This window comes from Arthrobacter cryoconiti, assembly GCF_020905375.1.
In the GTDB taxonomy this organism is placed as follows: Bacteria; Actinomycetota; Actinomycetes; order Actinomycetales; family Micrococcaceae; genus Specibacter; species Specibacter cryoconiti.
Map to the genome: position 1 here is coordinate 52,893 of NZ_JAJJBU010000023.1, position 25,409 is coordinate 78,301.

The 25,409-nt window shown below is 57.6% G+C and carries 20 protein-coding genes; 7 read left to right on the forward strand and 13 right to left on the reverse strand.

The window, feature by feature from the left end; all coding sequences use genetic code 11:
- Nucleotides 1–36: 36 nt before the first annotated feature.
- Both LOH53_RS12085 and LOH53_RS12090 read right to left on the reverse strand, forming a co-directional pair.
- Nucleotides 37–3,672, reverse strand: coding sequence for a S41 family peptidase (locus LOH53_RS12085; protein ID WP_230068000.1), 3,636 nt, complete (start codon nt 3,670–3,672; stop codon nt 37–39).
- A 23-nt stretch (nt 3,673–3,695) separates the two neighbouring features.
- Nucleotides 3,696–5,336, reverse strand: a complete 1,641-nt coding sequence (locus LOH53_RS12090; RefSeq protein WP_326832778.1) for a serine/threonine protein kinase — start codon at nt 5,334–5,336, stop codon at nt 3,696–3,698.
- A gap of 106 nt (nt 5,337–5,442) precedes the next feature.
- Here LOH53_RS12090 and lipB point away from each other — a divergent pair, with 106 nt between their 5' ends.
- From lipB to LOH53_RS12105, 3 genes are all read left to right on the forward strand, one after another.
- Nucleotides 5,443–6,183, forward strand: a complete 741-nt coding sequence (lipB, locus tag LOH53_RS12095; protein WP_326832779.1) for a lipoyl(octanoyl) transferase LipB — start codon at nt 5,443–5,445, stop codon at nt 6,181–6,183.
- Nucleotides 6,180–7,196 carry a lipoyl synthase gene (lipA, locus tag LOH53_RS12100; protein ID WP_230068003.1) on the forward strand — a complete coding sequence of 339 codons (1,017 nt, stop codon included), beginning with the start codon at nt 6,180–6,182 and terminating at the stop codon, nt 7,194–7,196. Before lipB ends, lipA begins: the two co-directional genes overlap by 4 nt.
- Before the next feature lie 89 nt (nt 7,197–7,285).
- On the forward strand, nt 7,286–8,056 hold the full coding sequence (locus LOH53_RS12105; protein WP_230068004.1) for a DUF4191 domain-containing protein: 771 nt from the start codon (nt 7,286–7,288) through the stop codon (nt 8,054–8,056).
- 74 nt (nt 8,057–8,130) lie between these two features.
- Here LOH53_RS12105 and LOH53_RS12110 read toward each other — a convergent pair whose 3' ends face one another.
- The gene (locus LOH53_RS12110; RefSeq protein WP_230068005.1) at nt 8,131–8,568 is read right to left on the reverse strand and encodes an RDD family protein; all 438 of its coding nucleotides are present in this window, start codon (nt 8,566–8,568) and stop codon (nt 8,131–8,133) included.
- Between the two features lie 182 nt (nt 8,569–8,750).
- Between LOH53_RS12110 and glnA the strand changes: the two genes are divergently transcribed.
- Complete coding sequence (gene glnA / locus LOH53_RS12115; RefSeq protein WP_230068006.1) at nt 8,751–10,175, forward strand: type I glutamate--ammonia ligase; 1,425 nt, start codon at nt 8,751–8,753, stop codon at nt 10,173–10,175.
- Between the two features lie 82 nt (nt 10,176–10,257).
- On the opposite strand, the gene LOH53_RS12120 is transcribed toward glnA, so the two are convergent.
- From LOH53_RS12120 to LOH53_RS12145, 6 genes are all read right to left on the reverse strand, one after another.
- The gene (locus LOH53_RS12120) at nt 10,258–11,169 is read right to left on the reverse strand and encodes a glutaminase (protein ID WP_230068007.1); all 912 of its coding nucleotides are present in this window, start codon (nt 11,167–11,169) and stop codon (nt 10,258–10,260) included.
- A gap of 113 nt (nt 11,170–11,282) precedes the next feature.
- Complete coding sequence (locus tag LOH53_RS12125) at nt 11,283–12,038, reverse strand: amino acid ABC transporter ATP-binding protein (RefSeq protein WP_230068008.1); 756 nt, start codon at nt 12,036–12,038, stop codon at nt 11,283–11,285.
- Entirely contained in the window at nt 12,035–13,558 is a 1,524-nt protein-coding gene (locus tag LOH53_RS12130; RefSeq protein WP_326832780.1) for an amino acid ABC transporter substrate-binding protein/permease, read from the reverse strand. Before LOH53_RS12130 ends, LOH53_RS12125 begins: the two co-directional genes overlap by 4 nt.
- 307 nt (nt 13,559–13,865) lie before the next feature.
- Nucleotides 13,866–15,026 carry a hypothetical protein gene (locus LOH53_RS12135; protein ID WP_230068009.1) on the reverse strand — a complete coding sequence of 387 codons (1,161 nt, stop codon included), beginning with the start codon at nt 15,024–15,026 and terminating at the stop codon, nt 13,866–13,868.
- A gap of 230 nt (nt 15,027–15,256) precedes the next feature.
- Nucleotides 15,257–18,352: a bifunctional [glutamine synthetase] adenylyltransferase/[glutamine synthetase]-adenylyl-L-tyrosine phosphorylase gene (locus LOH53_RS12140; protein ID WP_230068010.1), complete on the reverse strand. Its 3,096-nt coding sequence runs from the start codon at nt 18,350–18,352 to the stop codon at nt 15,257–15,259.
- A gap of 8 nt (nt 18,353–18,360) precedes the next feature.
- Nucleotides 18,361–19,701, reverse strand: a complete 1,341-nt coding sequence (locus LOH53_RS12145; protein ID WP_230068011.1) for a glutamine synthetase family protein — start codon at nt 19,699–19,701, stop codon at nt 18,361–18,363.
- A 164-nt stretch (nt 19,702–19,865) separates the two neighbouring features.
- Here LOH53_RS12145 and panB point away from each other — a divergent pair, with 164 nt between their 5' ends.
- On the forward strand, nt 19,866–20,771 hold the full coding sequence (gene panB / locus LOH53_RS12150) for a 3-methyl-2-oxobutanoate hydroxymethyltransferase (RefSeq protein ID WP_230068012.1): 906 nt from the start codon (nt 19,866–19,868) through the stop codon (nt 20,769–20,771).
- 3 nt (nt 20,772–20,774) lie between these two features.
- Here panB and LOH53_RS12155 read toward each other — a convergent pair whose 3' ends face one another.
- On the reverse strand, nt 20,775–20,945 hold the full coding sequence (locus LOH53_RS12155; protein ID WP_230068013.1) for an SPOR domain-containing protein: 171 nt from the start codon (nt 20,943–20,945) through the stop codon (nt 20,775–20,777).
- 90 nt (nt 20,946–21,035) lie between these two features.
- Between LOH53_RS12155 and map the strand changes: the two genes are divergently transcribed.
- Nucleotides 21,036–21,914: a type I methionyl aminopeptidase gene (gene map, locus LOH53_RS12160; protein WP_230068014.1), complete on the forward strand. Its 879-nt coding sequence runs from the start codon at nt 21,036–21,038 to the stop codon at nt 21,912–21,914.
- Nucleotides 21,915–21,981: 67 nt separating this feature from the next.
- Nucleotides 21,982–22,776, forward strand: coding sequence for a polyphosphate--glucose phosphotransferase (ppgK, locus tag LOH53_RS12165; protein ID WP_230068015.1), 795 nt, complete (start codon nt 21,982–21,984; stop codon nt 22,774–22,776).
- A 56-nt stretch (nt 22,777–22,832) separates the two neighbouring features.
- Here ppgK and nrdR read toward each other — a convergent pair whose 3' ends face one another.
- From nrdR to LOH53_RS12180, 3 genes are all read right to left on the reverse strand, one after another.
- Complete coding sequence (gene nrdR / locus LOH53_RS12170) at nt 22,833–23,309, reverse strand: transcriptional regulator NrdR (protein ID WP_230068016.1); 477 nt, start codon at nt 23,307–23,309, stop codon at nt 22,833–22,835.
- 126 nt (nt 23,310–23,435) lie between these two features.
- Nucleotides 23,436–24,818, reverse strand: a complete 1,383-nt coding sequence (gene hisD, locus LOH53_RS12175; RefSeq protein WP_376991738.1) for a histidinol dehydrogenase — start codon at nt 24,816–24,818, stop codon at nt 23,436–23,438.
- A 60-nt stretch (nt 24,819–24,878) separates the two neighbouring features.
- Nucleotides 24,879–25,400, reverse strand: coding sequence for a hypothetical protein (locus tag LOH53_RS12180; RefSeq protein WP_230068017.1), 522 nt, complete (start codon nt 25,398–25,400; stop codon nt 24,879–24,881).
- Nucleotides 25,401–25,409 lie beyond the last annotated feature (9 nt).

Sequence of the window (25,409 nt, forward strand, 5' to 3'; positions counted from 1 at the left end):
GGCAAGGAAGACTATTTTGGGTGCTACCTAGCTTTTTTATGGCCTCGGTGGGAGTGGCGACGGCGCCAAGTTGCGGTAGCCGGAAAGCTGCGGCGCGTGCACCGTGGAGATTTCCTGCTGCATTTCCAGCAGCACTCCGATTGCTGCCTCCAGCTGGGGGTCGTTGCCGGCAGCATAATCATGCGGCGGGAATGGCACCTCAATATCAGGGTCTACACCGTAGTTTTCTACACCGAATCCCAACCCATCCCGGAACCAGTAGGCGTACCTGGGCTGGGTGACGGCAGTGCCGTCAGCTAGCGTAAATCGGCCGTCAATCCCGACTACGCCACCCCACGTCCGCATGCCTACCACCGGGCCAATCCCGCGCAGTTTCGCTACCGCAGTAAGGATGTCACCGTCAGAGCCGGCAAATTCATCGGTAAGGACCACCACGGGTCCCCTGGGTGACCTGGACGGGTAAATCCTCGGAGTCGCCCCCCTCACCATGGTCCAGGCATCCATGCGCCGCCCGATGATCTCCGCCACGAGCTGAGAGGTGTGCCCCCCACGGTTCCGCCGGACGTCCACGACAAGCGCATCGCTAGCAGTCTCCGTATCCAGGTCCCGATGCAGCTGAGCCCACCCGCGTGGCATCATATCCGGAACATGGAGGTAGCCAAAGGTCCCGTTGGAGGCTTGGCGGACTGTGGCACGGTTGCCCGCCACCCACTGTTGGTAGCGCAGGCGTTCTTCGCTCTTCAGAGGTACGACGGCGACCCTCCTGCGCGCGGGAGCTGCACCTTGGTCGGTGGGTAGGCTCAGCAAGGATAGCTCCACGATCCGGCCGGCGGTACCCACCAGCACCGAAGCTGGGCCTTGTTCAGGAATGGCGATGCCGTTAACTGCCTCAAGGATTTCTCCACGCTGTACTGCAACACCCGGTGCGGCGAGGGGGGAGAAAGCTTGGGGATCAGATGATTCGCCACCCATGATCTCTGTAACGGCCCAGCCGTGGGCGGTTTTCTCAAACGCGGCGCCCAGGTGGCCCTGCGCGCCTACTCCGGCTTCCACCACTGGCGCTGGTGTGACATAGGCGTGAGAGGTGCCCAATTCGCCATGTAGCTCCCACAGGAGGTCCACCAGATCGTCGTGTCCACCAAGGCGTTCCACGATCGGCCGATACCTGGCATAGACCGAATCCCAGTCAACACCGGCCATATCTGCGGTGTAGAAGAAATCACGTTGGAGCCGCCACGCCTCATCGAACGCCTGCCCCCATACCTTCGGAGGATCCATCATGACCAGGATCCGGTCTAAGTCGACGCCGGTTCCGGTATTCTCATCCGTACCCGCAGGCGTGCTCGAATAGACTTTCACTTCCTCACCCAGAACGGTGAGAATCCATTTTCCGTCAGCACTAATTCTGAACTGGTCCAGTTCTGGCACAAGCTGGGTCGTCTTTTTACTGGCCAGCTCAAATCGCTCAAGACTGGCCGGCGCTGACTGCGCCGACGCTGTTGCAAGACCGTCACCCGTAGCCCCCCCTGCATGGTCCACCTGCCACAACAGTGCGCCGTCGACGGCAGCAAGTGCGGTGTAACTGCCTTGGGCTACGGGAACGCCAATAATGCGTGCGGCCAGTCCTTCCACATCAACCACAACCTGGGCCGGTTCGGTAGATGTCCCAGCGCTAGCGGACTTCTGGCTGGCAGCAGCGAGCCCTGCATGCGGGGCGCCTTCTTGATACGGGCCAAAAGGTGACTGGGTGTTCCTTGACAACGCCATCAGAAACGGTTTCGTTGACATCGGAAACGAAAGGTCAAATGAGTGGGTGTCATAGACCGGATCAAAACTGCGACGTGACAGAAACGCGACGAACTTGCCATCCGGGGTGAAAGCTGGGCTGTGGTCGGCAAAGCGCCCGTCTGTCAGCTCGACGATGCGAGTTTCTCCTTCGCCACGCACGGCCGCCATTCGCAACCGAGTTCGGGGCTCATCAGATTCCAGGGGTTCGCTCCAAAGAAGCCACGCTGAATCAGGGCTGAACACTAATTCTTCAACCGCGCCTGCCGATGATTGGGAAAGCAATTCCATACTGCCAGCCGTCACATCAACCAAGTACACCTGCCCGAACTCGGTGCCAATAGCAATCCACCCCCCATCGGGGCTACCCACGGCTTCGGCCGCCCGAGTGCGTTCCGGGAAATCGATACGGCGAGCCTGTTCAAAGCCCGTAGTGGAACCGAGCACTTCCCCACGACCAGCTCCTTCCCCGTCCGGGGTTGGGACCGGCGCAGCATCTCCGCGCTGGGCCAACTCATCTCTGGGGGCCGTGGTGCGCTCCATGCCAGGGGCAGCAACGCGGAATGTATCGTTGTTGACGCTCTGCGCCGAGACAGGATGTGGCAACCCGGCCTCCCCGCTGTCAACGGCTCTTACTTCCTGGTCTAGCTCTGTGCCTGCGGAAGTGTCCGTGGGAGCGCTTTCACCGCTATCAGAACCGTGTTGGGCGCTGCCGACGCCGTTCGTATCACTAGTGGATCCAACCGCGCAGGCCCCCTCAGGGGTATCCGCGAGTTTACGGATGTAGAGAGCTTCCTCACCACCATTGTCAGCGATATGAAAAATGTGTCCGCTGCCTAGCGGACGAGCCAACCGGGCTCTAACCCCGGCTTCACAAACAATAACCCGGGCGGGGCCGTCGCTATGCGTGAGTAAGTGCAGCGTTCCGTGCGATTCCACTACGCTGCTCCGCCCGTCTGGGAGAGGCACTACATCACCCAAGTGTTCAGCCACTTTCAACAGCCGTGGCGTGCGAGCCTGTACTGTGGCACCGAGCTTAATGTCCAACTGCACGGCGTCGCTACCCCGGCTAAGTGTCCCGTCTAGCTTCTTGGATCCCTCGAGCTCACTGATGAGGAACAAGTTCCCCGCGGATTCGAAAACAATCCTTGTTCCATCCGTACTGGCATGGCGTACATAGAAGCCCTCGAAATCAGTATGCCGGCGCAGATTTGAGCCGTCGGGAAGCACTGAATACAGATTGCCGTGGCCCTCGTGGTCCGAGAGGAAGGCCACCCGCCCACCGACCCACATGGGGTCGCAGAGGTTACCGTCAAGTTCAGGAGCGAGGCGGGAAAACTCCCCCGATCCATCCCGGTCAATCCACAGCTTGCCACTGGTGCCGCCACGGTAGCGTTTCCAGGCAGATGGCTCGCGAGACAGGACAGAGGAAACGACGACGGGACGTTCGTCGCCGACTACCGGTCCATACGCGGCACTATTCACCGGCCCATAGTTCAAGGCAGTACTTCGACCGTCGGCAAGGCGGAGCCCATAGGCCCAGCTCAAACGTGCATCCGGCTGCTCAAAAGCGCTCGTCACCAACACGCTGCCATCTGCGGCGAAGCCCTTGACTGTGGTGGAGGGGTGCCCCCAGTACGTGAGCTGGCGAACCGGTCCGCCGTCGACGGGGGCGGTGACCACTTCCGGAGACTCCCCCCGAGGGAGAGTCCACACTAGATGCTTGCCGTCGGGGGTGAATCGTGGGTTTCGAGGTGGCAGCCCTTCGGAGGACACCCGCCAGGCCCGCCCTCCGGATAGCGGGGCGACCCAGACGTCGTCTTGGGCCACAAACGTAAGCGTGTCCTGGTATAGATGTGGGTAGCGCAGATAGCTCGAGGAAGTCATGAACGTATCTTAGTCAATCGGGATCAAGGTCCCGCGTTGATTTCCTGAATCATCCACCGTCCGCTGACACTAACCAGCACTATCACCAACTCTTGCTGCTGTTCTCGCTCATGGAGATTGATGGTGCTCCCGCGCGCGTCGAGCTCGGCGAAAGCAGTTGTGGTGATGGTGGCAGCCACCGTCGAACTCATCGTGGGGTTTTCAGATCCGCCACGGATCAATCCGCTGGCCACCACCTTGGCCTGAGACACTCCCGTTTCCAACCCGGCGAAGGAATGCTGGCTCGTTTCCAATGCCTGAACCACAGCGCTGTCAGCGATCATGGCCGGTGAACCCACTGCGTTGACGCTTGCCATCAACGCGAACTGTCCGCTGGAGAGTGCGTAGTTGCGCACCCACGCCAGCGCCGGCAAGGCCACTTCAGGTTGGGTAGATGCCAGGCCCCGACGGATCTCCTCCGGTAAGGGCCGCGCATCAGCAGGACTCACTGAGGAGCTTGCGAACGTGGCGTCACCGGACGAATCTACGCCGGCTGGCACGGACGACCCCTGCCACCCGGCCGCTGCGATTCCCGCCACAGCCATGAGTATGCCCAGCCACAACCACAGCCGGGTACTTCGAAAAGGGGCATTCCCGACGGCGCCCGCGGGAGGAAACCTGTGTTGTCGCGGCCGGTTTACGTCTTTCACATGGTTTGGTTTCGCCAGGCCACCGTGCCGCCAAAAGCGTTTGCTGGGACCACGCTGGGCTCGCCTGGTCAAGAGTTGTGGGAGCACACTCGGGTGAACCGACTCCGCCAAGGCCAACGACTCGGCACGTGCACTGCGAAAGATCGATTGGGCCATGGCCGCGGCGGTCGGGCGCTGGCCCGCGTCCTCAGCCAGTCCTGCCTCGAGTGCCGCCGCCAATTCTCCTGGAACTCCGGGCACGAGCAAGGAGAGGGGTAGACGCTCTTTTGTTTCCGGTGGAGGCCAGCCCGTCAACGCAAACCACCCAAGAGCAGCCATGGAGTACACGTCTGATGCGGCACTTTTTCCAGAGTCAAAGCTGCTGAAGAATCCGGGGGTGCCGGAGCCGGGCAGCGGAGGCTGTCCAGCCAACATTGCGAAGCCGAGATCGCCCAAAACCGGCTTTCCGTGTGCCGTAAAAAGAACATTGCCCGGTGAAACGTCGCCATGAATGACACCGTTACCGTGGAGAAATGAAAGTACCTGCCCCAGAGGAGTCAGCACAGTGACCGTCTCCCCTACGGAAAGGGGTCCTCGGGCTGCCACCAGATCCTGCAAAGATCCGCCCGCTGCGTAATCTGTGAGAAGCGCCCTTCCACCGCACCATTGCCCCTCCAACGCCTCCACACCACGCATGGACAGGAGATGTTCGTGGTCATAATTGGCCATAACGCGCCATTCACGTGTGATCTCGCTTTCATTATGAAGTGCCGACCCCGTTCCAGATTCGAAGCTATCATCGGCGGGAGCGGATATGGACACGCCCTCCGGCATGAAACATTTCGCGGCTAACAGAGTCGGACTCCCGTGTGGTTGCACCAGCCACACTGTGGCTTGCGCCCCACTGCCAAGGCATCGGAGCACGTCATAACCGCTGATCACCGGCGTTTGCGCAGCCCCAATGCCGGCCTCTTTTCCCTCCATATTTGTCTCCATATGACAGTCATAGACCTTTTTTGTCCGTTTCGCTCAGAGTTATCCACAGGGCATAGGGTTCCCGTGCTGGTTTTCGGATTTAGGCGAAGTTACTTCGTCGCCTAAAGTGTCCTACATGACTGTTGAGTTCACAGAGGTCGGTTTTGCCCCGGATTTTGTCGACTACAGCAGCGCCTGGGACCAACAACGCACAGTGCACGACGCCGTCGTCGCTCACACTGTGGGAAACAGCGTGCTGCTACTCGAACATTCCGCTGTCTATACGGCCGGAAAACGCACGGAAGCCCATGAACGTCCCTTCGATGGCACGCCCGTCGTAAACGTTGACCGCGGTGGCAAACTGACCTGGCATGGACCCGGTCAGCTTGTCATGTACCCGATCGTTCGTTTGAAAGACGCCCACGGCATCCGAGAATACGTATACGCACTTGAAGAGATCATCATTGAGACACTGGCAGCCTTCGGTGTTTCCGGGGTCCGAGTGGATGGCCGAGCCGGAATCTGGCTCCTGGCGGATGCCACAAACGTGGAACGCAAAATTGCGGCCATCGGCATCCGGGTTCACGATGGCGTCACTATGCACGGTATCGCCATCAACGCCAACAACGATCTCTCACCCTACGCACAAATCATTGCGTGCGGTATTACTGACGCCGGCACCACCACAATTGCGGCGGAGACCGGCAACGACGTCGACCCTATAGCTTTGGTTCCCGTTCTAAAGGCTGCAACCAACCGCTTTCTAGGACCCCTTCTTGAGGACCCCGCCACCGCAGGTACCTCCCCCGAAAGCGAAATAACCGGTGCCGCGCTGACGCAGGCGCCGGTGGAAGGAGCATTGGCATGACCTTGGTACCTGAGGGGCGCAAGTTACTCCGAATTGAGCAGCGCAACGCTGCTGTGCCCGTAGAACGCAAGCCCGAGTGGATGAAAGCAAAGGTCACTATGGGGCCCGAGTACATCGCGATGAAGAACCTGGTCAAAGGTGAGGGCTTACACACTGTCTGCGAAGAAGCAGGCTGCCCGAATATTTTTGAGTGCTGGGAAGACCGTGAGGCCACGTTCCTGATCGGCGGCTCTGAGTGCACCAGACGCTGCGACTTTTGCCAGATCGATACTGGCAAACCGTCCCCGATCGACATGTTCGAACCCACCAAGGTGGCTCGTTCCGTAGTCAAAATGAACCTTCGCTACGCCACAGTTACAGGAGTTGCCCGCGACGATCTAGCTGACGAGGGCGTCTGGCTCTATGCAGAAACTGTGCGCAAGATTCACGAATTGAATCCCAATACGGGTGTAGAGCTGTTGATACCTGACTTTTCCGGCAAGCCAGAGCACATTAGCGCGATCTGCGAATCAGCTCCGGAAGTTTTTGCACACAATGTTGAGACAGTCCCACGAATCTTCAAACGCATCCGTCCCGCCTTCCGCTACGATCGCTCCTTGGATGTCATCTCCCAAGGCCGCGACCAGGGGATGGTGACCAAGTCCAATCTCATCTTGGGCATGGGTGAAACGCGCGAAGAAATCTCTCAAGCTCTGGCGGACCTTCACGGCGCTGGGACTGACTTGATCACCATTACTCAATACTTGCGCCCCTCGGAGCGGCACCTCCCAGTGGACCGTTGGGTCAAGCCGCAAGAGTTCGTCGAGCTCTCCCAAGAAGCTGAAGAAATCGGCTTTCTCGGAGTTATGTCAGGACCACTGGTGCGTTCTTCCTACCGTGCTGGACGACTGTGGGCCACTGCCATGCGCAAGAAGGGTCGGGACATCCCTGAGCACCTAGCCCACATTGCTGAGGGTATCGAGGATTCAGGCCACACGCGCCAGGAAGCAGCCTCACTCATCCCTGCCTCATGATCACCACGTGCACGCTTCGCCGGTGTCTTTTTTCCGGCCAAGCGTGCACGCAGTCATTTTCATCCAACACCCGCTAGAATTGAATTACTATGGCCAAAACCACTGACTCCACACACATTGACGACGATAAACCGAAGCGCTCACTCTTTAAGCGCACGCCAAAAGAAGGCGCCCCGAAGAAGGTAAAAAAGCCCAGTCGGATCAAGCAAATGGTGGACATCTTCAAGATGACCCGCCGCCACGACCCTATGGTCACGTGGTACATGCTTGGCACCTTCTTCGCGCTGGTCCTCGTCGCCGTCGTGGTGTCCTTGTTGATCCCGCCGCATTCCTGGATCAACGGGCTGCTCATCGGTTTGCCGCTGGGGCTGTTGGGCGCATTACTGATCATGTCCCGGCGTGCCGAACGCGCCGCTTACGCACAAATCGAGGGTAAGCCTGGTGCCGCAGGTGCGGCTCTAAGCTCGCTGAAGAAGGGCTGGATTTTTGAGGAACAACCAGTCTCCGTCAACCCTCGAACGCAGGATGTTGTCTTCCGCGCTATTGGGAAGGCCGGAATCGTCCTCGTCACTGAGGGACCGTCCTCGCGCGTGAAGGGGCTGGTGGACGCCGAGAGACGCCGTCTGAACCGCATTTTGCCCAACGTAGCCGTGATAGTCATCGAAACCGGCAAAGGCGACGGTCAGGTGCCGATCGCCAAGGTCACTAAGAAGATGAACAAGCTCAAGGGCGAGCTGACCAAGGTTGAAATTGGTGCTGTTAATAAGCGCATCACTTCCATGGGTAACAAGCTACCCATACCCAAGGGAATCGACCCCTACAAGGCACGCCCCGACCGCAAGGCCGCACGCGGACGCTAAAGACGAACCAAAATAGTTGGCCCCGGAGGGATTTCCCACCGGGGCCAACTTTTTTTAATTATTCGCTTTTCTATCTAACGGCGAACCAAGAGCGTTTTCATGGCTTTGTCGTGGAGGCCGCGGTGGTCGGCATCGACAATGATGACTGGTATTAGCAGACATATCAGCACCGCTCGGACGACTCCAGCGAGAAGCCCTACAGGGGCGCTGTCCAGGCGTCGAACCCGGATTCCGCTCACGCGATGGCCAATGCTGAAACCGAGGGTGCCGACTAGTACCATTTGTTCCAGTGCAAAAACGGCCAAAATTGCCATCGAATTTCCGCCGAAGAAGGCAATTGCTATCAGGTAGCTCAGGCCCCAGTCGATGCAAATTGCCAGGATGCGTCGGCCTGCACGCGCCATCGAGCCACGCCCAGATTCGGGTAACCCTAAACGCTCGCCCGGGTAATTGGATATATTAGAGGTATCCGGCCCGCTGAGCCAGGATCCAATGTCTTTACGATCTACCACAGCACAAGCTTACCGGTGCTTGGCATACGCCCACCCATCGGTGCGAAATTGGTTGTGGTTGTAACGTGCTGGAAACATTTCCGACACCGTTGAGTAATGGCGTCACCGTAGTCTTATTTCAGTTGTAGAAGCACCCATGGCCGGAATCCACCCGGCCGGAACCCAAGCGCCAAGGAGCTTAGATGTTCAAGAACGCGGACGAAGTCCTCAAGTTCATCAAAGACGAAGATGTGAAATTCGTCGATATCCGATTCACCGATCTTCCCGGCGTGCAGCAGCACTTCAATGTCCCGGCAAAGACCGTGGATGCCGACTTCTTCATCAATGGACAGCTGTTCGACGGTTCTTCCATCCGAGGCTTTCAGGGCATCGCAGAATCCGACATGCAGCTGATCCCGGATCCCACCACAGCGTTTGTTGACACGTTCCGTCTGGAGAAGACGTTGGCATTGAACTTCTCAATCGTCAACCCTCGTACCGGAGACCCGTACCACCGTGACCCTCGGGGCGTAGCCGAGAAGGCTGAAGCATACTTGGCGTCTACCGGAATTGCGGACACAGCTTTCTTTGGCGCCGAAGCCGAGTTCTTTGTCTTTGACAACGTCCAGTACGAGTCCTCGCCGCAGGGGTCCTTCTATAAGATCGACTCCGAGGAAGCCAACTGGAACACCGGCCGCAAGGAAGAGGGCGGAAACCTCGGTTACAAGACGCCCGTCAAGGGCGGATACTTCCCAGTAGCGCCCGTAGACCATCAGGCCGATCTTCGCGACGCCATGTGCATCGAACTGGACAACGCCGGTCTTGCCGTGGAACGTTCGCACCACGAGGTGGGCGCTGCCGGTCAGGCAGAAATCAACTACACGTTCAACACGCTAGTTCACTCCGCCGATGACCTGCAGAAGTTCAAATACGTCATCAAGAACACGGCTTGGGCCTGGGGCAAGTCCGTCACGTTCATGCCCAAACCAGTTTTTGGCGACAACGGCTCGGGCATGCACTGCCACCAGTCGTTGTGGAGCAACGGTAAGCCGCTCTTTTACGATGAAAAAGGTTATGCCGGCCTGTCTGACCTTGCCCGATGGTACATCGGAGGCCTGCTCAAGCACTCATCTGCGGTCCTCGCCTTCACCAACCCGACGGTGAACTCCTACCGCCGCCTGGTCAAGGGCTTCGAGGCACCGGTGAACATGGTGTACTCGCAGGGGAACCGTTCCGCTGGTATTCGGATCCCAATCACCGGCTCGAACCCGAAAGCGAAGCGTCTTGAGTTCAGGGCACCGGATCCCTCCTCCAACCCGTATCTGGCGTTCTCTGCCCAGCTGATGGCCGGCCTAGACGGGATTAAGAATCGGATTGAACCGCCAGCGCCGATCGACAAGGACCTCTACGAGCTTCCTCCTGAAGAGGCGAAGGACATTCCGAAGGCTCCGGAGTCACTGGACGAAGCTTTGATCGCTTTGGAGAACGACAACGATTTCTTGCAGGCTGGCGGTGTCTTTACGCAGGATCTGATCGACACTTGGATCGATTACAAGCGCGAATACGAGATTAAGCCGCTGCAACTGCGTCCCAACCCCTATGAGTTCGAGCTCTACTACGGCTGCTGATTCTTAGATGAGCGACGGCGGTCCCTGGGCGAGTGTTTCTACTCGCGCAGGGACCGCCGTCGCACTTTAGTCTCCTGCAGCGTTAGAAGATCGACCAACCTGTCCGGGTGGTGAATTCGTCCAGTGCCGCAATACCGGCCACCGAGTTTCCGTTCGGTCCCAAGGATGGGCCCCAGACAGCAACTGAGCACCGTCCGGGCACTACTGCGATGATTCCACCACCCACACCGCTCTTGCCCGGCAACCCGACCCGATACGCGAACTCGCCAGCGGCGTCGTACGTTCCACAAGTAAGCATGACCGCATTGATGCGTTTGCTCTGATTCGGGCTCAGGAACGGCGTTCCACCCGCGGAGACACCGTGTCGAGCCAGGAAAAGTGAAGCTTTGGCAAGGTCTTCTGTGGATATTTCTAGGGCACACTGGTCAAAGTAGTTTTCCATGACCAACTCCACCGGATTCTCCAGATTTCCGTAACTTGCCAAAAAATGTGCCATGGCCGCGTTACGGTGACCATGCTGCGCCTCAGAGGCTGCCACCGCCCGGTCCACGTCCACGCTCGGGTTTCCGGACTCGGAGCGTAATAGCCCACGGATTGAATGCGCTGCATCACCCGTGAGCGTCAACAAACGATCAGTGACCACCAACGCTCCGGCATTGATAAATGGATTACGCGGAATTCCCTGATCTGCTTCAAGCTGGACCATGGAGTTGAAGGCGGAGCCTGACGGTTCACGAGAAACGCGTCGCCAAATGGAGTCATAGTCGTAGGACATCACGAGCGCCAGGGAAAAGACTTTGGAAATACTCTGTATCGAGAACTGGGTATGCCAGTCCCCCGCTCCGAATACCTCTCCGTCCGACATCGCCACACACATACCAAATTTGTCGGGGGAAACATTCGCCAGCCCGGGAATGTAGGAAGCTACATCGCCCCGGCGCAGGAGCGGTCGCACAGTCGCCACGATCTCTTCCACTGTGCTCTGCATATCCATGAGACAACCTTCCCTAAATTATGTTCCGCCATCGGTCCATTCCGTGGAGACCCTAGAGCGGAACGGGTACGGGCGGCCAGCCAAAGAGGCCGGCCACCCGAGAAAATATACGCTTAGAGAACCTTGGCGAGGAACTCTTGGAGACGAGGCTGCTGAGCATTGGAGAAGATTTCCTCCGGAGTACCTTGCTCGCAGATTACCCCACCGTCCATAAAGATGACCCGGTCTGCAACTTCACGGGCGAAGCCCATCTCGTGGGTCACCACGACCATTGTCATTCCTTCAGCAGCTAGATCACGAATCACTTGGAGCACTTCCCCGACCATCTCGGGATCCAAGGCACTCGTGGCCTCGTCAAAGAGCATGATCCCTGGACTCATGGCCAGAGCCCGGGCAATGGCCACACGTTGCTTCTGGCCTCCGGACAGTGAGGCCGGGCGCGCATCAGCCTTCTCAGCAAGATCCACTCGTTTCAAGAGGTCCATGCCCTGAGCACGTGCTCCGGCTTTGTCCAACTTCTTCAATTCCACCGGTGCCAACATAATGTTTTGCAAAGCGCTCATGTGCGGGAACAGATTGAAATGCTGGAATACCATGCCAATGTGCTGGCGCACGGCATTGAGATCAACGGTGGGGTCTGTGAGGTCGTAGCCGTCCACCGTGACGGATCCTGCTGTGATGTCCTCTAATTTGTTCAGGCAACGCAGAAAGGTTGATTTGCCGGAACCGGATGGCCCGATCACGCAAACAACCTCACCCTCAGCAATCTCAACGTTAATGCCTTTCAGGACCTCGTTGGCACCGAAGGACTTCTTCAGGTCGCGCACTATGATTTTTGCTGGTGCGTCGTTTTCTGTGGTGGCGCTCATTTGTTGAACTTCCTATCCAGAACGTTGGAGAGTTGTGTCAAAACGAAGATCACGATGAAGTACAGGGCAGCCACGATCAGCAATGTCTCACCGGTACGGAAGTTGGCCGCGTAAATCTGCTGGCCTTGGTACGTCAGTTCTGCAAAGCCAATGACCGCTAGCAAGGAAGTGTCCTTAAGGGTGATGACGAACTGGTTGATGAAAGACGGCGTCATGATCTTGATGGCTTGTGGTACTACCACCCGGCGCATGGAAGTGACATACCCTAGACCCAAACTGCGGCTAGCTTCCAGCTGGCCCGGGTCCACTGACTGGATTCCACCGCGGACTATCTCCGTCATGTAGGCGCCAGCATTCAAGCTCAGTGTGATGACACCCGCGGAGAGCACGTCAAGCGGCTGACCCGTTAGCTGGGGAAGACCAAAATAGAAGAAGAATGCCTGCACCAGCAGAGGTGTTCCCCGGAATATTTCTACGTAAATACTGGCAACAATCCGAAGTATCCGACTCTCACCGACTTTGAAGAATCCAAAGACGACGCCCAAGACCAACGCGATTATCAGCGACAACCCAGTGGCCAGCAGCGTCATGCCCAGGCCCTTCATAAGGGCCGGAAAACTGTTCACCAGGAGATCAAAGAAGCTTGTTTGTTTGGCTGTTTCCGGTGCAGAGAGGTACTTATCGAGGATTTTCTGATAGTCCCCGTTAGCCTTCAGATTAGCCAGTCCCGCGTCGAACGCGGCGAGAAGGTCGCTATTTTGCGCCTTGTTGACTGCGAATCCGTAGGAACTTCCCGCTTCTTTGGGAGTGACAATCTTCAAACCATTATTTTGGCTGACACCGTAGGCCAACACCGGGTAGTCGTCAAAGACTGCCACCGAATTTCCAGCCTTGACATCGTCATAGATCGTGGCGGAGTCGGCAAGTGCTTTGACAGTAAACCCATTTGCATCCTTGATGGAGTTAGCAAAGGTTTCGCCTTCGGTGCCTCTCTTTACGGCAACCGTTTTCCCTTTAAGATCCGCGTAGGTTTTGACCGTCTCGTTGTCCTTGGCCACAGCCATCTGTACGCCGGAGTCGAAATAGGGGTCTGAGAAGTCAAAAATGAGCTTGCGCTTATCCGTGATGGACATGCCCGCGATCACGCCTTGCACCTGGTTGGATTGCAGCGCCTGCAGTGCAGCATCGAATCCAAGGGACTTGATGTCTACGCTGAAGCCTTGATTCTCGGCAATAGCGTGCAAGAGATCCATGTCGATTCCGACAAGGTCACCACCGCCATTACGAAACTCAAACGGGGCAAAAGTGGTGTCCGTAGCCACAGCAAAAGTTTTCCCTTTGACGTCGGTGGCGGCGGCCACCGCCATTGGCACCTCCACACCTTTGACAGACTGGGTAGAGGAGGCGGCAGGCATCACGGCGGCAGAGGCCGTGCCGGCACCTAGGAAAAGGGCCACGATGGTCAAGGTGGCGCCGAGCGCCGCCCTCCCACGCCTTGTGGCCAAACGGTAAACGTTCAAGATCTTCGAACCATCCTTAGATTTTTTCGTTCAAACTGTAGGTGGCCACGTGCCGGAGCACCGTGTGCGTATATTCCAGAGGGCGCGCCGAAGTCGCACGCAATCAAACGGGACGCGGCCATTTGCAAGTATGTCAGTACTAGATTCTATGCGCTACGCCGGACGTTGCCGTCCCCTGCATATGCGTAAGCCGTTAGGCGAGTACTTGGACCTTGGAACAAGAAATGGTCAGCCGCAATTGCGACTGACCATTTCTTTGTAACTATTTCAACCACTTACCGGACAAAACCCAAGTAGGTGCAAATTTCTATGCTTTACCCATCGTGCTCGTTGACACGGAGTAAGGCCAGATCCACGGCACCAACTGAGACTTAGCCTGCGTCGGAGCAGAGTAAGGCCAGATCCACGGCACCAACTGAGACTTAGCCTGCGTCGGAGCAGAGTAAGGCCAGATCCACGGCACCAACTGAGACTTAGCCTGCGTCGGAGCAGAGTAAGGCCAGATCCACGGCACCAACTGAGACTTAGCCTGCGTCGGAGCAGAGTAAGGCCAGATCCACGGCACCAACTGAGACTTAGCCTGCGTCGGAGCAGAGTAAGGCCAGATCCACGGCACCAACTGAGACTTAGCCTGCGTCGGAGCAGAGTAAGGCCAGATCCACGGCACCAACTGAGACTTAGCCTGCGTCGGAGCAGAGTAAGGCCAGATCCACGGCACCAACTGAGACTTAGCCTGCGTCGGAGCAGAGTAAGGCCAGATCCACGGCACCAACTGAGACTTAGCCTGCGTCGGAGCAGAGTAAGGCCAGATCCACGGCACCAACTGAGACTTAGCCTGCGTCGGAGCAGAGTAAGGCCAGATCCACGGCACCAACTGAGACTTAGCCTGCGTCGGAGCAGAGTAAGGCCAGATCCACGGCACCAACTGAGACTTAGCCTGCGTCGGAGCAGAGTAAGGCCAGATCCACGGCACCAACTGAGACTTAGCCTGCGTCGGAGCAGAGTAAGGCCAGATCCACGGCACCAACTGAGACTTAGCCTGCGTCGGAGCAGAGTAAGGCCAGATCCACGGCACCAACTGAGACTTAGCCTGCGTCGGAGCAGAGTAAGGCCAGATCCACGGCACCAACTGAGACTTAGCCTGCGTCGGAGCAGAGTAAGGCCAGATCCACGGCACCAACTGAGACTTAGCCTGCGTCGGAGCAGAGTAAGGCCAGATCCACGGCACCAACTGTGACTCTGTCCGCGACTGCGCCGGAGCGGAGTAAGGCCAGATCCACGGCACCAACTGTGACTCTGTCCGCGACTGCGCAGCTGTCTGGTCGATAGTGACAGCCGAAACAGTTGTTTGGGACGAAGCCGAAGCGCCGCCCACTCCGACGAACATTGCCAAAATGGCCAATACTGCGCCGAAGACAGAAACGGTACTTACGTGTTTGCCAATCGTTGTCTTGCTAAATTGCTTCATATTTTCCCCAGGGAAGTAGGTAACCACAGGTTCGGTCCATAAGTCTGTGGTCTGATTGCACATTGATGATCAACGAAACACGGAACCGTGCATTGGTTCTCTTATTTTGACTCCAAAACACCTCCGTGTCTATCAACTATGGCCCACGGTTGCCATGTTTTTCAGCACTACATAACTCGTCTATTGTTATATGCGCACAGGCTGCGTTCAGCTGCCCTGTCACTAGCGACCTAACCGTAAAACAACCGCTCAAAAACTGCCCGTGCCCGCCGGGTAAGACCCAAATAGTCTTCCTCGAAGGCGGCCGCATTTCCTGGCTCGTAACCGCACCATCTAGCTACCGCCTCGAGGTCTCCACGAGCCGACGGTAAAAGGTCCGATGACTTCCCGGTCCAGATGACATTGGCATTGCGCACTTTGCCCGCCAGTCGCCAAGCCGCCTCCAATAATTCGGCGTCGTCTTCCTCCACCAAGCCCAAGTCACGGGCCACGTGCAGCGCCTGCATCGTGGACTGAGTTTGCAGTCCAACGTGATCATGGGCGTGCTGAAGCTGCCATAGTTGTACCAACCACTCCACATCGCTGAGTCCGCCGCGTCCCAGCTTTACATGGCGGGCGGGGTCCGCGCCGCGGGGTAGGCGTTCAGACTCCATCCTCGCTTTCAGACGCTTAATCTCCCGAAGGTCGCTCTCAGAGATGAACGTCGGGTACCGCACCGGATTAGCCATCGTCACAAAGTCAGCAGCCAAATCATCGGATCCGGCCAGGGGGCGGGCTCGGAGAAGAGCCTGTGCCTCCCATGCAGAGGACCATCTCGCGTAATACTCCCGGTACGCGTCCAAGGAACGGACCAGTGGTCCGTTCTTACCTTCGGGGCGCAAGTCCGCATCGACGCTCAGAACACGTTCGGCAACGATTGCGGGGCGGACCGGCTGTGTCAGCATGGCAGTCAGTTTTGCCACGATTGCGCGGGCCTGCTGGGTAGCAGCATCCGACGCCGGCGCACCATCTTCAAAAACCCCTTCTGATGACTCGATCTGGCGATGGACGAACAAGACGTCCGCATCAGATCCATAGCCGATCTCGCGTCCACCTTGGCGCCCCATAGCCACCACTAGAACACGAGCCAGCGGAGGTTCGTCGGCATAAACTTCCGCCTCCGCTACCAGGAGGGCCCCCAGGATGGCGGCCCTATCGGCATCGCTTAAGGCTGCTGAGACTTGGTCTTGCGTCAACAATCCCGAACAATCCGCAATGGCAATACGCAAAATCTCACGCTGACGGATCAACCTGATCAACCGGATGGCATCCCCCGATTGTGGGTGACGTGACATCTTTGATTGAATTTCGGCCCACTGTGCATCAAACGTCAGCGGCACCAATTCCTTGTCACTCCCAAACCAAGCCGTCGCTTCTGGCGATACGACTAACAGGTCCGTGACCAAACGGGAGCTGGAGAGGACGTGGCAGAGACGTTCCGCAGCCGCCTGGTGATCTCGAAGCATGCCCAGGTACCAATGCGAAGTTCCCAGAGCCTCGCTCACACGACGGAACGCGAGCAGTCCGGCGTCGGGGTCCACTCCGTCGGCCAACCAGCCCAGTAGCACGGGCAGTAGCTGCCGCTGCAAGGCAGCCCGCCGGCTTACGCCTGCGGTAAGGGCTTCAATATGACGTTGCGCACCTACCGTGTCCCGGTAGCCCAATGCGGCCAACCGGGCCCGGGCAGTATCCGTGGTCAGTGCGAGGTCCGCTGCACTCAAGTGGGCAGCTGTGGCCAGAATAGGCCGGTAGAAAATACGCTCATGCAAGGCAGTGACCTCGCGCTTCACTTTCCCCCAATCCTTCAGAAGAGCCTCAGCGCTGGGCCGCTTTATACTCAGAGGGCCAGCCACCGCACTGGCCAACGCACGCAATTGCTCCGGCGCAGTTGGCATGACATGGGTACGGCGCATATGGACCAGTTGGATCCTATGCTCCAGGACTCTCAAATACCGGTAGTCCGCGTCAAGTGCCCCAGCATCGCTCCGACCAATGAAGCCGGCTTTCATGAGCGCAGCGATGGCTCCTGTGGTGGACTTAACCCGGATCGATTCGTCATTCTTAGCGTGCACTAGCTGCAGAAGCTGTACAGAGAACTCCACGTCGCGCAGCCCTCCTTTCCCCAGTTTAAGCTGGCGACCAGCCTCTTCCTGGCGAATGTTGGAGGTGACGCGGCGGCGCATCGCCTGCACAGATGCCACAAACCCGTCCCGCTCACTGCAGGCCCAGATCAGCGGCGCCACCCCGCGTTCGAACCGCTCCCCCAATTCTGCGTCCCCAGCAATGCAACGGGCCTTTAGAAGTGCCTGAAATTCCCAGTCGTGGGCCCAACGGTGGTAGTAGCGCAAAAAAGAGTCCAAGGTGCGCACCAAGGGCCCGTCTTTTCCTTCGGGACGCAAATTGGCATCAACTTCCCACAGCCCGGGTTCACGTTCCGGCGAATAAATGGTCTGGGAGATAGCCGAGGCAAGAGCGTTGCCTATAGTTACAGCCTTTGCCTCGTCCACCTCAAAACGTTCTCCGACGACTTCCGTGTCAGCTTCTTGCCCCGCCGTGTCAATGACATATATGACGTCGACGTCGGAAATGTAGTTCAGTTCGCGAGCCCCACATTTGCCCATACCGATGACTGCTAATTTGATAGCGGCCACTTCTTCAGGCGGAAATTGTTCAGCGATTTCTGCCCTGGCCACGGACAATGCTGCTTCAAGAGCCGCCGCTGCGAGATCCGCCAACTCTGCACCCACTAGAGGCATGACGTCTTCCGGTGACGCCGCACAAAGGTCCCGAATGGCCAGCTGTGCTAAGTGACGCCGGTAGCGGGTACGCAACGCGATCCGCGCTTCCGTGCCTTTCAAGGCTGCCACGGGAGTATCCGAAGACGGGTCAGCGCCCACCGATTCCAACAGCGAGTCCCGCAGGGCCCGTGCAGGCGTTGCCAACGGCTCCGCCGCAATCGTCACGTCAAGAACGTCAAGATGTTCAGGATGTCGGATTAAAAACTCAGCCAGAGCTTCCGATGCACCCAGAAGCCGAAACAAGGCTTCATTAGGGAGTTGTTCGCCCGGGGCGGAGCCAAGTACCGCAAGTTTTTCCCTCGCTTCGGGAACCGCACTAAGAAGTCTGACCAGCGACTGAACGGCTAGATCTGGGTCGTTGGCGAGCTTCATGGCCTGCAAAAGCCAGGTTTGGTCGAGTCCTGACAGCTCCCGAAAGCCTAGGAATCTTTCACTCTTTTCCAGGTCAGAGAAACCATTGCTAATCAGAATTCGAGTCAAGGAACTCATGGGTGGCCTTAGAGCACCCCCAAGTATCGGTTGATTTCAAATGGCGTGACCTCTAGCCGATAGTCCTGCCATTCAGCGCGCTTGTTGCGCAGAAAATGTTCAAACACCTGCTCGCCCAGGATTTCTGGCAAAAGCTCAGACTCCTCCATTTGGCGGATCGCGTCATGCAGGCTGGACGGCAGCGGATCATGGCCCAGGGCGCGACGCTCGCCACTGCTGAGTGCGCCAATGTCCTCTACCGCGGCCGGCGGGAGTTCATAGCCTTCTTCGATACCTTTAAGCCCTGCTCCCAGGAGCACCGCAAATGCGAGGTACGGATTTGCGGCTGAATCGATTCCGCGATATTCCAACCGCGCGGCTTGGCCCTTGCCCGGCTTGTACAACGGCACCCGCATCAAAGCCGAGCGGTTGTTGTGGCCCCACGAGAGGTAGCTAGGAGCTTCTCCGCCTCCCCAAAGCCGCTTATACGAGTTCACGAATTGATTAGTGACGGCGGTGAATTCTGGTGCATGGTGGAGAATCCCAGCCATGAACTGCCGCGCTGTCTTGGAGAGTTGAAACTCAGCACCCGGCTCGTAGAACGCATTGGTGTCGCCTTCAAAGAGGGAAAAATGCGTGTGCATGCCAGAGCCCGGATGATTGGAGAACGGTTTAGGCATAAACGTGGCATAAGTTCCCTGCTGAATGGCAACTTCACGAATGACTGTGCGGAACGTCATGATGTTATCGGCCGTCTGGAGCGCATCCGCGTAGCGCAAATCGATCTCGTTTTGACCTGGTCCACCTTCATGATGGCTAAACTCCACAGAGATGCCCACATCTTCAAGCATGGTCACTGCGGTGCGCCGGAAGTCCTGCGCAACACCTCCGGGAACATGGTCGAAGTAACCGGCTTGATCGACTGGAATAGGGATTCCGTCAGGTCCTGGCTTGTCGCTCTTGAGAAGGTAAAACTCTATCTCCGGATGCGTATAGCAGGTAAAACCCATGTCGGCGGCTTTGGCCAAGGTGCGTTTGAGGACGTTGCGGGAGTCCGCGGCTGAGGGTTCCCCATCAGGGGTGAGGATGTCGCAAAACATACGCGACGTCTGTTCGGTCTTCCCACGCCACGGCAGGATTTGGAATGTTGACGGGTCAGGTTGAGCCAGCATGTCCGATTCAAAAACCCGAGCTAGGCCCTCAATAGCGGAGCCGTCAAAGCCCAGGCCTTCCTCAAAAGCACCTTCAACCTCGGCTGGCGCCAGAGCGACAGATTTCAAACTGCCCACCACATCGGTGAACCAGAGACGGACGAACCTCACATCACGCTCTTCAATGGTGCGCAACACAAACTCTTGCTGACGGTCCATCGGTGCCTCTTTCCCGTTGACGATTCGGCTCGCTTACCCACCTACGAATCAGGGTCCCCGACACTGGCTCTCGCCACCATTTTTGGCCCTGCACCCAATACTCTACTAAGGAGTTGGGGAGTGCATGAACGAATTTAGTGACGGAGTCGTAATAAGCTCTATCTATGGCAACACTCAACTCCTCGAATCCCGTCGAGCCCGAATCCCGTCCGTCCTCAGCAACCGGAGTGCCGGATGAGGTAGCCGCCCCTTATGGTTCGGCCATACCCGTGACGACCGGCAAAATTCGTACCCATCACCTGCAAGGCGCAAAACTCAACGGCCAAAAGTTCGCCATGCTCACCGCATATGACCAATACACTGCACAAATCTTTGATGAGGCAGGCATTGAAGTTTTGCTAGTGGGCGATTCTGCTTCGAACAATGTCTTGGGCAATGAGACTTCACTGCCGATCACCCTCGATGAAATGATCATTTTCTCCCGTGCGGTGACCTCCGGCGCAAAGCGCGCCCTGGTCGTTGCCGACCTGCCGTTCGGCAGCTACGAGCAGTCTGCCGAACAGGCCATCGCTTCCTCAGTACGTCTCATGAAGGAAGGCCTTGTTCACGCCGTCAAGTTAGAAGGCGGCGCCTACTACGCCCCCACGGTTCGAGCCCTCACCCAAGCTGGCGTCCCCGTGATGGCGCATATTGGTTTCACACCACAAAGTGAGCACATGCTCGGCGGCTACCGTGTTCAGGGTCGCGGCGATGCCGCCCAAGGTCTCGTTGAAGATGCTGTTGCCTTGGCGAATGCCGGAGCATTCTGTGTGCTTATGGAAATGGTACCGGCCAGCACCGCCGAGGCTGTTGACGCGGCACTCACTGTTCCCACAGTCGGCATTGGCGCTGGCAAGAGCACCACGGGCCAAGTTCTTGTGTGGCAGGACATGGCGGGGCTTCGAACAGGGAAAATTGCCAAGTTCGTCAAACAGTACGCATCGCTGCGCACCGTCCTGAGCGATGCCGCAAAAGAATACGGTCAGGAAGTGCGAACCGGTGTCTTCCCGGGTGCGGAGCACACCTTCTGAGTCCTAGTCATCGTCCTCATCCAGGGCGTCAGCCACGTCATTGCGTTGGCGCACCTTATCCAAGGCGCTCTCGGCTTCTTCATGACTGTCATAGGGCCCGATCAACTCTTTCCAGCCTGACTGGGCGTCCTTCTCCACTTGGTTCGTTGTGACGTTGTACCAATACTGTGTCATTATTCCTCCGTTAGATCCGTTCGGTTCCTGCCATCTTAGGCCCACCAGCAGATCGATCCTCTGACGGAACATTGCTTATAGGATGTTGCTATGTCTTCGATTGCACAAACTGCACCTGTTGGAACATTACGCCCCGGCGTTGTCAGTGCGCTGCGTCCTGTTCCGCTCGCCATCCCCCGCCCCGAGTACGTGGGCAATGCTGGCCCTGCCCCTTTTACCGGCTCAGAGGTCAAAGACGCAGCGACTTTGGAAAAAATCCGCATCGCTTCAAAGATTGCTGCACAAGCAATAGTGGAAGTCGGCAAACACATCATCCCTGGTGTCACGACCGATGAATTGGACCGGGTAGGCCACGAATTTCTTCTTGACCACCAGGCGTACCCCTCAACGTTGGGCTACCGCGGTTTCCCGAAGTCATTGTGTTCATCGATCAACGAGGTGATTTGTCACGGCATTCCCGACACCACGGTGGTTCAGGACGGGGACATCATCAACATTGACATCACGGCGTTCAAAAATGGAGTTCACGGCGACACCAACTTCACCTTCCTTTCTGGTGACGTTGACGAAGAATCCAAGTTACTCGTGGAACGGACGCAAGAGTCTTTGAACCGTGCCATCAGGGCGGTGGCACCGGGTCGGGAGATCAACGTGATCGGACGCACCATCTCCTCCTACGCGAAGCGTTTTGGTTACGGGGTGGTCCGGGATTTCACGGGCCACGGTGTGGGCGAGGCCTTCCACACGGGCTTGATCATTCCGCATTATGACGCGGCACCGGCATACAACACTGTCATCGAGGAAGGCATGGTTTTCACGATTGAACCCATGCTCACGCTCGGCGGCGTTGAATGGGATATGTGGGAAGACGACTGGACAGTACTGACCCGCGATCGCAAACGAACCGCACAATTTGAGCACACAATGGTAGTGACCTCCACCGGCGCGCAAGTGCTCACACTTCCCTGAGCCCACCGAGCATCATCGGCTTACCCTCAAACTTTTCCGTTGCCCACACCTACCTTTGGAGCACTGCATGTCCAAGAAGCACCCGTCACCCCACACCGTCATAGGCATCGACATTGGTGGTACCGGAATCAAAGGTGGAATTGTCAATCTAGCCACTGGCGAGATCGAGGGTGAACGATACCGGATCAGCACCCCGCAACCCTCAACGCCCCAAGCAGTTGCAAAGGTTGTTAAAGAGATCGTGGCCGAATTAATGACCCGGGATCATGCCCCCGCCAAAGACGCCCCGGTCGGCATCACCTTTCCGGCTATCATCTCTCACGGAATAGCCCGCTCCGCAGCGAACGTTGACCAATCATGGATCGACGCCGACGTGGACAAAATCTTCAGCAAAGAATTGGGCCGTGACGTTCAGGTTATGAACGACGCCGACGCAGCTGGACTGGCCGAGGCCCGCTATGGCGCCGGGCAAGGAGTCAAGGGCACCGTCTTGGTTATCACACTTGGCACGGGAATCGGTTCAGCTTTTATCCATGATGGAAAACTCATTCCCAACGTCGAACTTGGTCACCTCGAAATCGACGGCGTGGACGCCGAGTCCAAGGCCTCCGCAACTGCGAGGGAACGCGACGGCCTAGATTGGGACCAGTATGCGGTTCGACTCCAGCGCTACTTCTCGCACGTGGAGTTTTTGTTCTCCCCAGAACTCTTCATCGTTGGGGGCGGGATTTCCAAACGCAGTGAAGACTATTTACCGCAATTGAAGTTGCGGACCAAAATCATTCCCGCCGAACTGGCCAACAATGCTGGCATTGTTGGCGGCGCCCTGCAGGCTGCTGTCCACTTCAAGCTCACAAAGTAGCAGGTGCGTTCCGGGCTTCCCCTTCAAACCAGTGCCAAGCCAAACGATTACCGGGCCTAGTGACTCTTCGGGTCCGGCTTTCCAGCCGGGTATTCACGGCGAAGTTCTTTGATGGACTTTTCAAAGTCATCCAAAGATTCAAAAGCCTGGTAGACGCTGGCAAAACGCAAGTAAGCTACCAAGTCCAGGCGCTGCAGGGGCGCTAGAATCGCCAGCCCGACGTCGTTAGCGTCAATCTCCGCTGCACCGCTGGCTCGAATGGATTCTTCCACTTCTTGAGCGAGCATGGCCAAGTTATCATCAGTTACTGGACGCCCCTGGCAGGCCTTACGCACGCCACTGATGACCTTACTGCGGCTAAACGGCTCCGCTACTCCGGATCGTTTTGTCACCGACAGACTGGCCGTTTCCGCAGTACTAAACCGGCGTCCGCATTCGGTGCACTGGCGACGTCGTCGAATAGAAGAGCCATCGTCAGACAACCTAGAATCGACCACGCGGGAGTCAGGATTGCGGCAAAACGGGCAATACATCCAGATCCCTTCGGCTAGTTTTCATCACCAGTCTATGGTCACATTTTAGGAAACTACAATCAGGTAACTTTTACCGGGTCTCACTCGGCGATTGCAGGCGAGGCTACCTCAACAAAAAAATTGTGCCTAGGAAAATCGCACGGCAACGGCGTCTCCATGGGCCGGTAGGCCTTCGGCCTTTGACAACGTCACCACGTGGTCGGCCACCTGCGCCAATGCAGCCTTGGTGTATCGAATGAACTGGACCGCACGCAAGAACGTCGTGACGTTCAGTCCCGAGGAGAAAGCCGCCGTCCCAGACGTTGGAAGTACATGGTTGGAGCCAGCACAGTAGTCCCCCAGGCTTACTGGGCTGTACTCTCCGATAAAAACGGCACCCGCGCTGGTAATCTGAGCTGCCACTTCCTCGGCATTTTCCGTTACGATCTCCAAGTGCTCTGCAGCATAGGCATTGCATACAGCGATCCCTGACGCGATGTCATCCACTAACACGACACCAGACTGCGGGCCCGAAAGAGCAGTTTCCACGCGCTGACGATGCCGTGTGGCGGCCACCTGAATAACCAATTCGGCATCAACGGCTTGTGCGAGTTCTTCCGAAGTGGTCACCAAGACGGACGCCGCATTGGGGTCATGCTCAGCCTGACTAATGAGGTCTGCTGCAACAAAAACAGGGTTGGCACTCTGGTCAGCTAGTACAGCAATCTCTGTAGCTCCAGCCTCAGAATCGATCCCGACTACGCCTTTGACAAGGCGCTTGGCCGTGGCCACAAATATATTGCCGGGCCCGGTGAGCACGTCTACGGGGTCCAGCGCCGCGCCGTCGTTGCTCGAAGTCGTGCCGGCAGGCACACCGTAGGTAAAAGCAGCGATGGCCTGCGCTCCCCCCATCGCATACACCTCGTCTATTCCTAGTAGCGCCGCAGCCGCTAGGACCGTCATATCCGGCAAGCCGCCAAACTCCTTCTGGGGCGGCGAGGCAAGAGCCACTGACTGGACGCCAGCTGCAAGCGCAGGCACCACGTTCATAATCACCGAAGACGGGTAGGCTGCCAGACCTCCTGGCACGTAAAGGCCCACGCGCCGGACAGGGATCCAGTGCTGGGAGACAACAGCGCCGTCGGCAATGTCTAAGTCCACATTGCTCGGCAACTGGGCCGCCGCAAAGGCTTTGGCACGGGCAATTGATTCTTCCAAGGCTGCACGGACCGAAGGATCAAGCGTCGCCAGTGCTTCTGCAAGTGCCGAGGCAGGCACGCGCGGATGAACTAAAGAAACACCGTCGAATTTGTGCGCCAGCTCGGCCAAGGCGACGAAGCCACGGGACCGGACGTCGGCGATGATGTCTTTGACGGCCGCCTCTGCTGTGGTGAGAGTGCTGGTCTGCGTTCGAGGCACGGCCGCCTTGAGCTCTGCCAGAGTCAAGGTGCGCCCGCGCAGGTCCGTGCGGGAAAACTCAAAATGGCCAGCTGTTTCTTGCGTAGCGGCAGCGAGCTTGGACGAGGAAATTTCGGGGGTGTTCACGTGATCAAGTTTAGCGTGTGAGAGATGGAAACCGATCCGTTGCCGTCACAGTCCAGACACTGGCACCGGCACCGATTCATTAGTTGAGACTGGAACAAGGGCGTAGCGAACGCATGCGTGGACGAATACTACAAAAGCTACAGCCAGCGGCCATAGGAAAAGTACAGATGCGGCGCGGAGCGAAAAAACCATACTAGGATTCGCCATATTCGCCGGGGGAACGTGAAAGAGGTCCCCAGCAAAAACACCCATCCGCCAGGCCAGCACCGAGCCGAGCAAACTCCCGACGATTGTGGCCACAAACTTGGTCCTCAGCCGAGCATCTCCTCTTCGGTTACTACGGAGTAACAGCACAGCTGTGGCGATGCCAGCAACTACGCACAGTGCACCGAGGGCTAGATCTCGGGCTGGCCAGGTGGCGTAGTCCGTGACATCGCCATAAAACGCTCCTCCTGGGGCCAGCAGCCACCACGCCACGCCGACACCTAGTCCGCCGACCCCTGTGAGGATGACCCAAGGCAGCCCCAGGGCTCTAACCATCGAACGGCGACGCAGCGTTTTTCTCATGGCCCCACC